Annotated in this window: 13 protein-coding genes; 2 read left to right on the top strand and 11 right to left on the bottom strand. The window is 74.7% G+C overall.

The window, feature by feature from the left end; genetic code table 11:
• Window positions 1-80: 80 nt before the first annotated feature.
• Genes QA634_RS24640 through QA634_RS24605 form a run of 8 tightly spaced genes read right to left on the bottom strand, consistent with a single transcriptional unit; the run spans window position 81 to window position 7,156 of the window.
• Entirely contained in the window at window positions 81-1,208 is a 1,128-nt protein-coding gene (locus tag QA634_RS24640) for a pyridoxal phosphate-dependent aminotransferase (RefSeq protein ID WP_012334618.1), read from the bottom strand.
• The gene (locus QA634_RS24635) at window positions 1,205-1,894 is read right to left on the bottom strand and encodes a glycosyltransferase (RefSeq protein WP_012334617.1); all 690 of its coding nucleotides are present in this window, start codon (window positions 1,892-1,894) and stop codon (window positions 1,205-1,207) included. The genes QA634_RS24640 and QA634_RS24635 overlap by 4 nt, the downstream gene beginning before the upstream one ends.
• Window positions 1,891-2,946 carry a radical SAM/SPASM domain-containing protein gene (locus QA634_RS24630; protein WP_012334616.1) on the bottom strand — a complete coding sequence of 352 codons (1,056 nt, stop codon included), beginning with the start codon at window positions 2,944-2,946 and terminating at the stop codon, window positions 1,891-1,893. The genes QA634_RS24635 and QA634_RS24630 overlap by 4 nt, the downstream gene beginning before the upstream one ends.
• Window positions 2,946-4,283 carry a hypothetical protein gene (locus QA634_RS24625; RefSeq protein ID WP_012334615.1) on the bottom strand — a complete coding sequence of 446 codons (1,338 nt, stop codon included), beginning with the start codon at window positions 4,281-4,283 and terminating at the stop codon, window positions 2,946-2,948. The genes QA634_RS24630 and QA634_RS24625 overlap by 1 nt, the downstream gene beginning before the upstream one ends.
• A complete protein-coding gene (locus QA634_RS24620; protein ID WP_012334614.1) occupies window positions 4,280-5,011 on the bottom strand; it encodes a TIGR04282 family arsenosugar biosynthesis glycosyltransferase in 732 nt (243 codons plus the stop codon). The genes QA634_RS24625 and QA634_RS24620 overlap by 4 nt, the downstream gene beginning before the upstream one ends.
• A gap of 2 nt (window positions 5,012-5,013) precedes the next feature.
• Window positions 5,014-5,739 carry a molybdopterin-dependent oxidoreductase gene (locus QA634_RS24615; protein WP_012334613.1) on the bottom strand — a complete coding sequence of 242 codons (726 nt, stop codon included), beginning with the start codon at window positions 5,737-5,739 and terminating at the stop codon, window positions 5,014-5,016.
• Complete coding sequence (locus tag QA634_RS24610; protein WP_012334612.1) at window positions 5,736-6,413, bottom strand: cytochrome b/b6 domain-containing protein; 678 nt, start codon at window positions 6,411-6,413, stop codon at window positions 5,736-5,738. The genes QA634_RS24615 and QA634_RS24610 overlap by 4 nt, the downstream gene beginning before the upstream one ends.
• Window positions 6,410-7,156, bottom strand: coding sequence for a substrate-binding domain-containing protein (locus QA634_RS24605; RefSeq protein WP_012334611.1), 747 nt, complete (start codon window positions 7,154-7,156; stop codon window positions 6,410-6,412). Before QA634_RS24605 ends, QA634_RS24610 begins: the two co-directional genes overlap by 4 nt.
• A 202-nt stretch (window positions 7,157-7,358) precedes the next feature.
• Here QA634_RS24605 and QA634_RS24600 point away from each other — a divergent pair, with 202 nt between their 5' ends.
• Window positions 7,359-8,222 carry an MBL fold metallo-hydrolase gene (locus QA634_RS24600; protein WP_012334610.1) on the top strand — a complete coding sequence of 288 codons (864 nt, stop codon included), beginning with the start codon at window positions 7,359-7,361 and terminating at the stop codon, window positions 8,220-8,222.
• Between the two features lie 105 nt (window positions 8,223-8,327).
• Here QA634_RS24600 and QA634_RS24595 read toward each other — a convergent pair whose 3' ends face one another.
• Complete coding sequence (locus QA634_RS24595; protein ID WP_012334609.1) at window positions 8,328-9,884, bottom strand: glucan biosynthesis protein; 1,557 nt, start codon at window positions 9,882-9,884, stop codon at window positions 8,328-8,330.
• Window positions 9,885-9,891: 7 nt separating this feature from the next.
• A complete protein-coding gene (locus QA634_RS24590; protein WP_198293045.1) occupies window positions 9,892-10,080 on the bottom strand; it encodes a hypothetical protein in 189 nt (62 codons plus the stop codon).
• A gap of 179 nt (window positions 10,081-10,259) precedes the next feature.
• Here QA634_RS24590 and QA634_RS24585 point away from each other — a divergent pair, with 179 nt between their 5' ends.
• Window positions 10,260-11,858, top strand: coding sequence for a gamma-glutamyltransferase family protein (locus tag QA634_RS24585; RefSeq protein WP_012334607.1), 1,599 nt, complete (start codon window positions 10,260-10,262; stop codon window positions 11,856-11,858).
• A gap of 146 nt (window positions 11,859-12,004) precedes the next feature.
• Here the strand turns inward: QA634_RS24585 and QA634_RS24580 are convergent, their stop codons facing one another.
• Complete coding sequence (locus QA634_RS24580) at window positions 12,005-12,601, bottom strand: ActR/PrrA/RegA family redox response regulator transcription factor (RefSeq protein WP_012334606.1); 597 nt, start codon at window positions 12,599-12,601, stop codon at window positions 12,005-12,007.
• Between the last annotated feature and the right edge of the window lie 16 nt (window positions 12,602-12,617).

Here is a 12,617-nt window from a genome sequence, read left to right as displayed (position 1 = left end):
CGGAGGGCGCGCGGGCGCGACCCGTGAAGCGCCGCGCGGGCTCGTGAGACGGGATCCACGGTGATCAACCGGATCCCGGATCACGCCCGCACCTCCTCCAGATGCGCGTCGAGGGCGTCGAGCGCCGCCCCGGCCCGCGCCTGGCCGAGGCCGATGCGCAGGCGGTCGGCGGGGAGCGGCGCGAGGGGCGAGCGCCACAGCGTCGAGGGCAGCACGAGGCAGCGGCCCCGCCGCGCGAGGTCGACGGCGAAACGCTCCGCCCCCTCCGGCCCGAGATAGCGCGGGAAGCCGAAGGCGAGATTGCGCGAGCCGTCCTCCGCGAGGCGGCCCCGGTGCCGCGCCAGGAGGTCGTCCAGGCGGGCCCGGTTGCGCAGGCCGATCGCCCGCGTCCGCGCCAGGATCCGCGCCCGGTGGCGAAGGGCGATGTGGGCCAGCACCTCGCTGGTGGCGGAGAGGCAGCTCGACAGGGTGCTCTTCACCGCGAGCGTGCGCGCCATGAGGATCGGGTCGCGGCAGGCCACCCAGCCGACGCGCAGGCCCGGCAGGCCGAACCCCTTCGAGAGCCCGTCGACCGACACGCCCCGCTCGTAGGCCTCCACGCAGGCGGGCGGGCCCTCGTCGGTGGCGGTCTCGCGGTAGACCTCGTCGTTGACGAGCCAGAGGCCGCGGGCCCGGCACAGCCCGACGAGGTCGCGCAGGGTCCCGCCGTCGAGGGTGGCGCCGGTCGGGCTGTTGGGGAAGTTCGTCAGCACCACCCGGGTGTTCGGCCGCAGGGCGGTGGCCACCCGGTCGACCCGGAGGGCCCAGCTCCCGCCCGTCTCGGCGAGCGGCACGCCGGTCGCCGCGCAGAGTGCCGTCACCACCCGCTCGGAGGGCTGGTAGAGCGGCAGGACGATCACCGCGTGGTCCTGCGGGCCGAGCAGGGCCCGCAGCACGCAGGTCGCCGCCTCCTGCGCCCCCGCGCAGGCCAGCACCGCCTCGGGGGCGAGACCCGCGTAGCGGGAGGCGACGGCGGCCCGGAGCCAGGGGGCGCCCCGCGGATCCGCGTAGCCGAGATCGAGGGCGTTCCAGCGGCGCCGATCCTCCTCGTCCGCGAGGGCCAGGAGCGAGGCCACCGGCAGCGTCTCGGAATCCGAGGCGGCGAGGTCGTTCGGCGCCTCGCCGGACCAGCGCGCAAGGTAGTCCGCGAGGAGGAAGGCCTCGGTCATGGCGGCGGCGCCGGCCCGGCCGCGACGCGCAGGAAGGTCGAGACGATCCGGCTGCCCGCCCGAAGCGTCCCGGTCAGGGATCCCGCCACCTTCGACCGGCCGCCCGCCCGGCACCGATAGGGAACCGGCACCTCGGCGATGCGGTAGCCGGCGCGGGCCGCCTGCATCTGCATCTCGATGTTCCAGCCATAGGTCATCTCCCGCAGGTTCAGCCGCGCGAGGGCGTCCCGGCCGATCGCCCGGAAGGCGCACATGTCGCTGTAGCGCACCCCGTAGAGCGCCCCGATGCCGAGGCCGGCGAGCCGCCCGGCCAGCACTTGGTGCCAGAGCATCGCGCCGGGCTCGCGCGCGCCGCGGGTGCGCGAGGCGAGGACGAGGTCCCGCTCCCCCCGCAGGACCGGGTCGGCGATCCGCGCGATCAGGTCGCCCCGGTCGGCGCCGTCCCCGTCGAGGAAGGCGATGACCCGGCTCTCCGGCCGCGCCGCCGCCGCACCCGCCGCGCAGGCCCGGCCGTAGCCGCGCCCGGCCTCGATCACCCGGGCGCCGGCCGCCGCCGCGATCGCCCGGGTGTCGTCGCGGCTGCCGCCATCCGCCACGATGAGGTCGCCCGCGTAGGCGCGCGGGATCTCGCGCAGCACGGCGCCGATCGTCTCCCCCTCGTCGAGGGTCGGGATGACGACGCTCACAGGCTCCATCGCAGCCCGCAATTCCGGCACGGCGCCGGGGGCGCCTCGGACAGCAGGGCGCGGCGGAAGTCCCGGTAGGCCTCGCCGTTCCAGATCTCGCGCAGGCTCGCCTGCGTCGCGTCGCCGAGCGTGTAGCTGTCGTAGCCCCGCACCGAGAAGGGCGCGATGCAGCAGGGCAGGGCGCGGCCGTGGGCGGTGATGTACATCAGCGACCACGGCCGCCGGCAGGTCGCCCAGGGCCGGTCCTCGGCCTGCCGCCTGAGGCTGAGGCCGGGCTCGGTGGCGCCCGACGCGTCCAGGCTGACGCCGAGTTCGGCCCCGATCGCCTGCGCGGCCGCGATGGCGGCATGCTCCTCCTCCCGCGCGCGCTCGAACAGCGAGAGGTCGGCGCGGGCCATGCCGTAGCCGGCCTCGTCGAAGACGAGCCGCTGCAGGTGGACCTCGCGCACCCCCATCCGGGCGGCGAGGCGCACGAAGTCCGGCAACTGGTCGATCGTCTCCTTGAGACCGGTGAGCCAGAGCGAGACCCTCGGGGTCGCGGCGCCCGCCTCCCTCTGGAAGGCCGTGAACCGGCCGACGTCGCGCACGATGCGATCGAAGAAGTCCTTGCCGCGCACCCGCCTGTAGGAGGCGCGGTCGGCCGCGTCGAGGGAGACGCGCAGCTCGTCGAGCCCGGTCTCGATCAGGTCCCGGAACCGCTTGGGCTGCATCAGGGTGCCGTTCGTGTTGAACAGCACGTAGGTGCCCCGCGCCTTGAGGTGGCGGATCATCCGCGGCAGGTCGTCGACCAGCATCGGCTCGCCGACCCCGTGCAGCACAACCCGGGCGATGCCGGGGACCTGATCGACGATGCGGGTGAACAGGTCCCAGCTCATGTCGGCCGGGGGTTCGAGCGTCTCGAACGTGCGCGGGCAGGTCTCGCAGAGGAGATTGCAGCGGTTCGTCACCTCCAGGTAGAGGCAGACGGGCGGCGCGGTCGCGACCGCGTCGCGGGCGTCGCCGACCGCCTCGAAGTAGCGGCGCGGATTCGCGATCCCGGGGGAGGCCGACATCAGGACGCTCCTTTCGGCGCGAGGGCGAGCGCCGTGCTGCGGGCCCGGCGCAGGTCGCGCAGGGCGAGGATGACGGCCGGACCGAAGACCAGGCCCGGCCAGACGAAGCGCTCGTTGAAGGGGTCGATGAAGAACAGCACCGGCGCCGCCGAGAGCCAGATCACGGCGGGCGTCGGGGCGATCGCGGCCGGCAGCGCGAGCCACGGATAGTACCAGGCGTAGTGCGGGTTCGCCGCCGCGGTGGCGACGGCCGCCAGCAGGCCGGCGTCGCGGCAGAGGCGGACGGCGTCGGGCGGCCCGGCGCGCCGCGTGGCCACGAAGGCGGCGAGCGCCGCGAAGCCGAGCGCCGCGCACAGGCCGTAGAGGCGGCCCGCCGCCGCCGGGAGCGGCACGAGATGCGCCAGTCCGGCGAGCAGCCAGAAGCCCCGGCCGGTGTCGAAACCCTCCTCGGCCCCGTAGGCGGGCAGGAAGCCGAGGATCAGCGGGCCGGCCGAAAGGTAGTGCAGGGAGAGGACGACCAGGGTCGCGAGGCCCGCCGCGGCCGGGCGCCCGAAGCCGCCCCCGCGCAGGAAGGCCGGCGCCACCACGACGGGCAGCACCTTCACGAGGCTCGCGGCGGCGAGGAGCGCGCCCGCGAGGCCCTCCCGGTGCCGCGCCCGGGCGAGGAGCGCGAGGGCGAGGAGGCCGACCGCGAGCGCGTCCACGTGGCCGTCGAGGGCGAAGGACCACAGGACCAGCGGATTCCAGGCGTAGATGAGCACGCGGGCGGGGGGCAGGCCGGCGCCCCCGAGGAGGCGCAGGACGCACAGGATCGCGACGCCGTCGCACAGGAGCATCGCCGCCTTCATGCCGGTGACGCTCGCGCTCAGCCGCCCGACCGCCGCGAAGGCGAGCTGCGCGGCGGGCAGGTAGATCGTCCGGGCGTAGTCGGCCCGGTTGATGAGCGGGAAGATGGCGGGGTCGCGCAGCTGCGCCAGGGCCGGGTCCGCCGGGACGTACAGGTAGGGGTTGATCCCGGCGGCCTGGACCTGCCCGTCCCAGACGTAGCGGTAGATGTCGCTCGACAGGAAGGGCGGGGCGGGCAGAAGCGCGAGCCGCAGCAGGAGGGCGACGCCGATCACCAGCCAGAGGGCCCGCGCCGGCACGCTCTCCCGCAGGACGAGCCGCACCGCCAGGAGGTAGATCCCCACCGAGACGGCGAGCAGCCCGACCAGGATCTGCGCCCGCAGCGGCGTGCCCACCGTGTCGGCGCCTGGAACATGGAGGGACAGGCCGCCGAGGGTGAGCGCGACGAGGAGCCCGGCGAGCAGGGCGAGGCGGGCGAGCGGGGTCCTCACGCGGCCGGCTCCGCCCGCGGGGCGGCGGCGAGCCGCGCGAGCGCCGCCGCCGTCGCCGGGGACCCGGCGCCCGCCTCGCCGCGCAGCCGCGCGAGCGCGTCGGCGTCGTCGACATCGTACCATTCGGGCAGTTCGACGAGGGCGAGGCCGATCCGCCGCGCCTGCGCCCGGGTCGCCTGCGCCACGGTCCCGGTGCTCCAGGCGATGTTCGCGAAGAGCGCCGGGTGCCGTCCCTTCAGCCCCAGGAAGTAGTAGCCGCCATCCGCGCAGGGCCCGAGCACGGCCCGCTCGCCGGGAGCGAGCAGCAGCCGCGCGGCCTCGACCAGGACGGAGGCGGGCAGGGTCGGGCAGTCGGAGCTCAGCACGCCCACGGCCGGGTGCCCCCGCGCCAGCATCCCGTCGACGGCGTGGAGCAGGCAGCGCCCGAACCCCTCGACGCCGGGCGGCATCGGGGGCGAGCCGTCCGCCAGGATCAGCGCGGTGCCGGGGGCGATCCCGGCCCGCACGGCATCCTCCGCGCCGCGGGGCGCGTAGGCCGCGTAGGGCGCGATCGGCGCCCGCGCGGCGGCGCGCGCGAGCGCGGCGGTCGTGTCGCGCAGGAAGGCGGCCGAGAGGGCGGCGGCCTGCGCGGGCGTGAGCGGCGGGCAGAGGCGGGTCTTCGAGCGGCCTGCCTGCGGCGCCTTCGCCATGACGCCGACGGCGCAGGTGGAGGAGGCGGGGCGGCCCATGTTCAGAGCCCGCTGAACCAATTGTAGCCCCGGTCCGGCCAGTAGCCCCGCGGCTGCTTGTCGGTGACGTAGACCGTGGTGACGAATTTCGGGTTCTTGAAGCCGAGCTTGGTCGGCACCCGCAGCTTGAACGGGAAGCCGTGGCGGACCGGAAGCGTCTCGCCGTGGAGGCGGAAGGCCATCAGCGTCTGCGGGTGCAGCGCCGTCGGCATGTCCAGGCCCTCGTAGTAGCCGTCCGCGCACTCGAAGCCGACGTAGCGGGCCGTCAGGTCGGCGCCGACGCGCTCCAGGAAGGTGCGCAGCGGCGTGCCGCTCCACTGGCCGATCATGCTCCAGCCCTCCACGCAGACGTGGCGCGTCACCTGGGTGACCTGGGGGAGCGCCGCCAGGGCATCCACGGTCCAGGGCCGCTTGTCGGCGATCCGGCCCGCGAGGTGCAGGCGATAGGTCGCCGGGTCCAGGCGGGGCGCATCCTGCGGCCCGTACCAGGCGTTGTAGCGGAAATCCTTCACCGCCAGGGCATCCGGGAAGATCGGGGCGAGCCGGTCGGGGCCGAACAGGCTCGCCTGCACGCGGTCGTTCCAGGCCGAGACCCGGGCGAGCGCCGCCTGGACCGCGCCGCCGTCGCTCACGTCGCAGCCGGTGAGCAGGGTGAGCGCGCCGAGCGTGAGGCTGCCGCCGAGGAGGCGGCGCCGGTCGAAGGTGAAGTCGCGCGGGAGCAGGGTCATGCCGCGTCTCCGGTCCCGTGGGACGTGTCCGAAGCGGGCCGGCCGGAGCGGCCGGTGATCATGGCCACGAGCGTGCTCGGCACGAGGGCGACCAGGGCGAGGTGGATGACGAGGAAGCCGACGATCGCCGTCATCGCCAGGAAGTGGACGACGCGCGCGCCCTGGAACCCGCCGAAGGCGAGTTCGAGCGGGTAGGTCTGCACCGGCTTCCAGATCGCGACGCCCGACAGGATGACGACCAGGACCGCCGCGAGGACGCCCCAGTAGAACAGCTTCTGCACGGCGTTGTACTCGCCGAGCCGGTGCTCCAGCCGGAAGCGCAGCGCCGCTGCGAGGTCGCGCAGGACGCTGCGCGGCCCCACCGGCAGGAAGTCGCGGCGGAAATGGCCCGAGGCGAGGCCGTAGCCGACGAAGAGCAGGTAGGCGCCGGCGAGGACCCACATGCCGGCGAAGTGCCACGCGATCGCGGTGGCGACGCCCGGGTCTCCGTGCCGGGCGAGGGCCGCCTCGACGTCGCCGCCGAGCGTGGCGAAGAGCGGGAAGCGGAAGGGCAGGATCGGCTCGGCGTTGTAGATGCGCCAGCCGCTGCCGATCATCACCAGGATCGCGCCCGCCATGGTCCAGTGCGCGATCCGCACCGGCCAGGCATGGGTCTGAACGCCGTGCATGCTCATGCGGTCGTCTCCAGTCCCTGCGCGGCGAGCGCTCCGCTTCCGGCGGGCGAGGTCAGGAAGTCGAGGAAGGCCCGCGGATTCGGCCGACGGGCGAGGCGCGTCACGGCCGCCCGGTAGGTGATCGGCGGCGCGACGCGCTCCGGGACCGGGCGGATCACCTCGAGCGCGGGGCGCTGCGCGAGGTCGCTCGCGTGCAGCAACCCCGCCTCCGCCTCGCCGCGCAGGACGAGGTCCAGCACCTCGTCCGTGTCGAGGACGCCGACGACGCTCCTCTCGCCGAGCTGCAGGGCTCGCAGGATCCCGGGCCCGTCCATGTCGGCGGCCGGGGTCGGGTCGCAGACCGCGATCCGGCCCCTCAGCGCGTCGGCGGCGGCGCCCTTGCGGGCCGCGACGACGAGGCGGTTGCGCCACGCCCCGACCGGCGCCCCGTCGATCAGCCCGGCGGCGGCCGCCTGCGCCACGATCCCGTCCTGGGTGACCAGGAGGTCGTTCTGGACCTTGCGGGCGAGCTGCGGGACCAGGAGGCCGGGGCTGGTCGGGAAGACCCGGACCGTGACGCCCGAGACGGACCGGAACCTCTCCGCCGCCCGGGCGAGGACCGGGCCCAGGGCCGTGTCGCAGTTGAGGACGAGGTCGGTGGTGGTGACCTCTCCTCCCGAACTCTGGGGCTTGCTCTGGGGCTTGGCGGCGGCCAGCGAGAGGAGCGGGAGGCTGAGGAGGAGGCGTCGGCGAAGAAGCGTCATGCGGGTCCCCCCGATCGTGCCGCCGGGCGCCCGCCCGCCGCCTTGACCGTTGCCCCGTGTTTCGCCGCCGCCCGCCCGGCGGTTACGCCGCGGCTTCGAGAACCCGCCGGAGATCGACCCGTGCGGCCGCCGCACTATCTCCCGCCGAGCGCTGTCTGCCCAGCCCTGCTGTCTGCCCAGCCCTCTTGACCAGGACCCGACCTTGCCCGGCTACCTGCCCTTCGCGGGCGCGCTCAAGCTCCCGGCCTTCCTGTGCGACAATTGCGGTTTCTGGCAGCGGCACTTCGCGGCCCCGCCCGCCTGCCCGCTCTGCCTGGACGCCCGCCACGTCGTGCCGCAGCAGGGCTGGCGCTTCCGCACCGTCGCGGAGGCGCAGGCCGCCTTCCCGTGTCACTGGGCCGAGGTCGAGCCCGGCGTGTGGAAGTTCTGGAACGACCCGGTGACCGGGATCGGGCCGAGCGCCTATCTGGTGACCACCCCGCACGGGAATCTGGGCTTCGAGGGCTGCACCGTGCTCAGCGACGCGGCGCTCGACCACGTCGCGGCGCTCGGCGGCGTGGCGGTGCTCTCCGCCTCGCATCCCCACAGCTACGCCGCGCTGCCGCAGCTCCAGGACCGCTTCGACCCCGAACTCGCCCTGCCGGCGGCGGATTTCGCCTGGAGCGCCGCCCTCCGGGTGTCCTGGCCCTACGACGACCAGCTGGAGCCGCTGCCGGGCCTCGTCCTGCACCGCACGGCCGGCCATTTCGACGGCCACGCCGTGCTGTTCGACCGCGCCCGCGGGATCCTGTTCTGCGGCGACGCGCTCAAGTTCGAACTCGATCCGGAGGATCCGCGCCGGGCGCTGACGATCTCCGCCCACAAGGCCTTCGTGCGCGGCGTGCCGCTCACCCCGGCCGAGCTGCTGCGCTACCGGGAGGTCTTCGCCGGCCTCGACTTCGTCCAGACCTGGACGCCCTTCGAGCAGGCCGCGAATGTCGGCCGGCGCGAGGTGCTGGCCCTGATCGACTCGATGCTGGCGGGGCGGCCGCACGCCTATCCGGTGCCGCTCGCCGAACTCGGGTAGCGCCCGGACGGGCGGCCCCCCCCGCGCGCCCGCGGCGCAACCTTTCCCGGAGGCCGCGACGCGCGGCGGTCGATCGAGGGGCGCAGGATCGCCCCGATCCCGCGGTCAGGCCGCCGGGATGACCTGGTAGGTCCAGGTCTCGCTGAGCGTGCGGTCGCCCTGGCGCAGGAAGAGCCGCAATTCCACCGGCTCGGACCCGGTGACCGCGAGGTCGAACTCGGCGCGCCAATGGCCCGGCACGTCGTCCGGCACCGCCTCCGTGCGGGCGAGCGGGAAGCTGCCGCGGGAGGCGCTGAGCACCGGCTCGGGCTTCACGCCCGCGGGGAGCTGCGCCAGCGGCCCGCCCAGGAACTCCACCACGAACTTGCGCAGGCCCTTCGGGCGCTCCGTCCCGGCCTGCCCGCCATTGCCCTCGCGGGTCGCGACGCAGCGCGCGAGCGCGGACGGATAGGGCTCGTCGGCCACCCAGTGCAGCCGGTAGGCGAGGTCGTGCACGGAGCCGGCCCGGGCCGGCTCCTCCGGCACCCACATGGCCACGACGTTGTCGTGGATCTCGTCGTCGGTCGGGTTCTCGATGAGCTGCACGCTGCCCCGGCCCCAATCCCCGAGCGGCTCGACCCAGAGCGAGGGCCGGCGGTCGTAGTAGACCCCGTCCTGGTAATGGTCGAACAGGCGGTCGCGCTGCATCAGCCCGAAGCCGCGCGGCCGCGCGTCCACGAAGGCCGAGACCATGGTCCGGGGCGGGTTGCGCAGGGGCCGCCAGAGGCGCTCGCCGCTCCCGGTCCACAGGGCCAGCCCGTCCGAATCGTGCACCTCGGGGCGCCAGTCGACGGCGCTGGGCTTGGCCGTCTCGGAGAACCAGTACATCGAGGTGAGCGGCGCCAGCCCGAAGCGGCCGACGTCCCGGCGCAGGTGCAGCCGCGCCTCGATCTCCATCACCACGGCCTTGCCGCGCCGCATCCGGAACCGGTAGGCGCCCGCCACCGAGGGGCCGTCGAGGAGCGTCATCACCGTGACGGTGTCGGAATCCGGCGCCGGCGTCTCGAACCAGACATGAGTGAAGTCGGGAAACTCCTCCGGCCGGTCCGGCATCACGGTGTCGAGGGCGAGGCCCCGCGCCGAGAGTCCGTACTGGTAGAGTTCGCCGATCGCCCGGAAATAGGAGGCGCCGAGGAACGCCACCCAGTCGTTGCGCCGCCAGTCGAGGGCGCCGCCGCGCCGCTCCTGGAAGCGGAAACCCGCGAAGCCGGGATTCGGCGGCAGGCGCCGGGCGGGCGAATCCGCCGGCATCTCGAAGGCGTCCTGGACGTAGACGATCTCGCGGGCCTCGCCCCCCTCGACCAGGTGCATCCGCACCGGCTTCTGGAAGTAGCGGCCGAGATGGAAGAAGGTCACCGGGAAGGCGCCCGGGCCCTCGGCCCAGAGGGCGTGGTCGGGCTTGAAGCGCAGCTTGCCGTGGGCGTCGTAGTCGATCGCCTGCAGCACCTCCCGGTCGGGGATCGCCGGGGGCCGGTAGGGCGCGGCGGCGAGGTCGCGGGCGCGGGCCTTCAGCGCCTCGAAGTCGAAGGGGCTCGGCGCCCCGAGCGGCAGGCCGGCCGCGCGGGCGGGGAGGCCGCCGGCCAGGAGCGCGGCGGCGGCGAGGAAGCGGCGGCGGTCGAGCATGACGGTCTCAGCGCCGGGGGCGGACCGGCTCGATGCTGGAGGCGCGGCGCCAGAGCTGGACCATGATGGAGAGCGCGACCAGGCTGAAGGCGCCCATCAGGACGTGGCCGACGAGGTCGCCGAGCTCGAACAGGCCGGCGATGGCCCAGCCGGCCGCGATCGCGACGCCGAACACCTCCGTGCCGACCAGCACCATGATGCTGAGGAGCGTGACGAGGTTGCGGGTGCTGAGGGAGCCGGAGCTGGCGGGCACGGGCGGGACCTTGGCTGTGGGACGAGGGGGCCGGACCATATTCCGTTCGGCGCCCGCGGGCGATAGCCTGAAGGCCCCCCGGGGCGCAACCGGCCCCGTCGTCACGCCATCCCCCGAGCCCGATGCCCGAGACCCCCGTCTTCGACCACGCCGCCTGCGCGGCTCCCCACCACCTCGCCGCCGCGAGCGGCCGCGCCGTGCTGGCGGAGGGCGGCAACGCCGTCGAAGCCATGCTCGCCATGGCGGCCACGATCGCGGTCGTCTACCCCCACATGAACGGCATCGGCGGCGATGGATTCTGGCTCGTGCGCGAGCCCGGCGGGCGGGTCCACGCCATCGAGGCCTGCGGGCCCGCCGGCCGGCTCGCCACGATCCGGCGCTACCGCGACAAGGGCCACGAGCGGATCCCCGACCGCGGGGCGGATGCCGCCGTCACGGTCGCGGGCGCGGTCGGCGGCTGGGCCCTGGCGCGCGATCTCGCCGCCGCCCTCGGCGGCAGGCTGCCCCTCCCGGTCCTGCTCGGCGACGCGATCCGCCTCGCCCGGGAGGGCGTCGCGGTGTCGGCCTCGGAGGCCCGCTACGTCCCCAAGGAACTCGACACGCTCTACGATCAGCCGGGCTTCGCCGGGACCTTCCTGATCGGCGGGAAGGCGCCCGCCGCCGGCGCGGTCCGCGCCCTGCCGGCCCTGGCCGCGACCCTGGACCAGCTCGCCCATGCGGGGCTCGACGACTTCTACCGGGGCGACGTCGGGCGCGAGATCGCCGCCGATCTCGACCGGGCCGGCAGCCCGGTGACCCGCGCCGACCTCGACGCCTACCGGGCGGTGCGGCGGGCCCCGCTGTCGGTGCGGCTCGCCCAGGGCACCGTCTTCAATTGCCCGCCGCCGACCCAGGGGCTCGCGGCCCTGATGATCCTCGGGATCGTCGAGCGGCTCGGCAGGCTGCCGCCCGAATCACCCGCCTGGTGCCACGCCCTGATCGAGGCGACGAAGCGCGCCTTCCGGGTGCGCGACGGCGTCGTCACCGACTTCGACCGGCTGCGGCACGATCCCGCCGCCTTCCTGACCCCCGACCGCCTCGCCCGCGAGGCCGCCGCGATCGCGATGGACCGGGCCGCCCCCTACCCCCTGCGCCCGCTCGGCGACGGCGACACGGTCTGGATGGGGGCGATCGACGGGTCGGGCCTCGCCGTCTCCTACATCCAGTCGGTCTACTGGGAATTCGGCTCCGGCCTCGTCCTGCCGGCGACCGGCATCGCGTGGCAGAACCGCGGCACCTCCTTCTCGCTCGATCCCAAGGCCACGAACCCGCTCGAGCCAGGCCGCAAGCCCTTCCACACCCTCAACCCGGCGCTCGCCGTGCTCGACGACGGGCGGGTGCTCTCCTACGGCAGCATGGGCGGGGACGGTCAGCCGCAATTCCAGGCCCAGATCTTCACCCGCTACGCCGGCCACCGGATGGGCGTGGCCGAGGCGGTCGACGCGCCGCGGCTCCTGTTCGGCCGCACCTGGGGCGCCGAGTCGATGACCGTCAAGGTCGAGGACCGCTTCGACCCGTCCTGCATCGCGGAGCTCCGCCGCCGCGGCCACGAGATCGAGGAGCTCGGCGGCGCCTACGTCGATTCCCTCGGCCATGCCGGGCTGCTGGTGCGCCATCCCGGCAACGGGCGGGTGGAGGCGACCCATGATCCGCGCTCGGACGGCGGGGCGGCCGGGATCTGACGCGGGGCAGGCCCGCGCGACGCGTCCGTGCGGATCTCGGATGAGGAGGGTGCGCCGCCTCGCCGCCGGCACCAAAAACCCCGCTCCCGCGCGCGGAACTGGCGCGCGCGGGAGCGGGGTGGCTCGTCCCCCGGAGTCACGCGCGCCTACCGCGGCGCGCGCTTGGCGAGGATCCGCTGCAGGGTGCGGCGGTGCATGTTGAGGCGGCGGGCCGTCTCGGAGACGTTGCGGTTGCACAGCTCGTAGACGCGCTGGATGTGTTCCCAGCGCACCCGGTCGGCGGACATCGGGTTCTCGGGCGGGTCCGCCCGCTCGCCCGGCTGGGCCATCAGCGTGCCGTGGATCTCGTCCGCGTCGGCGGGCTTGGCTAGGTAGTCGAAGGCGCCGAGCTTCACGGCCGTCACCGCCGTCGCGATGTTGCCGTAGCCCGTCAGGATCACGCCCCGCGCCTCCGGGCGGCGCTCCTTGAGCCGGGCGATCACGTCGAGGCCGTTGCCGTCGGCGAGCCGCATGTCGATCACCGCGAAGGCCGGCGGATGCGCGTCCACGAGCGAGACGCCCTCCGCCACGCTCTCGGCCACCTGCACCTGGTAGCCGCGGGCCTCCATCGCGCGGGCGAGCCGCGTCGAGAACGGCTTGTCGTCGTCCACGATCAGCAGGCTGCGATCCGCGTGTGCCGCGAGCGGATCGCCTTCCGGTACGAGTCCGGAGCTCGGTGGAGTCTGGGTTCCGTACTGCGTCATCAAGAGACGCTCCTCA

Source organism: Methylobacterium sp. CB376 (assembly GCF_029714205.1).
Lineage (GTDB): Bacteria > Pseudomonadota > Alphaproteobacteria > Rhizobiales > Beijerinckiaceae > Methylobacterium.
The sequence above is the reverse complement of the archived record's forward strand: the minus strand, read 5'-3'. Positions and strand labels throughout refer to the sequence as shown.

Bases quoted from the DNA above. Each gene is read 5' to 3' on its own strand.
- QA634_RS24640 (WP_012334618.1), bottom strand. From the start codon at position 1,208: ATGACCGAGGCCTTCCTCCTCGCGGACTACCTTGCGCGCTGGTCCGGC.
- QA634_RS24630 (WP_012334616.1), bottom strand. From the start codon at position 2,946: ATGTCGGCCTCCCCCGGGATCGCGAATCCGCGCCGCTACTTCGAGGCG.
- QA634_RS24620 (WP_012334614.1), bottom strand. From the start codon at position 5,011: ATGGGCCGCCCCGCCTCCTCCACCTGCGCCGTCGGCGTCATGGCGAAG.
- QA634_RS24615 (WP_012334613.1), bottom strand. From the start codon at position 5,739: ATGACCCTGCTCCCGCGCGACTTCACCTTCGACCGGCGCCGCCTCCTC.
- QA634_RS24610 (WP_012334612.1), bottom strand. From the start codon at position 6,413: ATGAGCATGCACGGCGTTCAGACCCATGCCTGGCCGGTGCGGATCGCG.
- QA634_RS24605 (WP_012334611.1), bottom strand. From the start codon at position 7,156: ATGACGCTTCTTCGCCGACGCCTCCTCCTCAGCCTCCCGCTCCTCTCG.
- QA634_RS24595 (WP_012334609.1), bottom strand. From the start codon at position 9,884: ATGCTCGACCGCCGCCGCTTCCTCGCCGCCGCCGCGCTCCTGGCCGGC.
- QA634_RS24590 (WP_198293045.1), bottom strand. From the start codon at position 10,080: ATGGTGCTGGTCGGCACGGAGGTGTTCGGCGTCGCGATCGCGGCCGGC.
- QA634_RS24585 (WP_012334607.1), top strand. From the start codon at position 10,260: ATGCCCGAGACCCCCGTCTTCGACCACGCCGCCTGCGCGGCTCCCCAC.
- QA634_RS24580 (WP_012334606.1), bottom strand. From the start codon at position 12,601: ATGACGCAGTACGGAACCCAGACTCCACCGAGCTCCGGACTCGTACCG.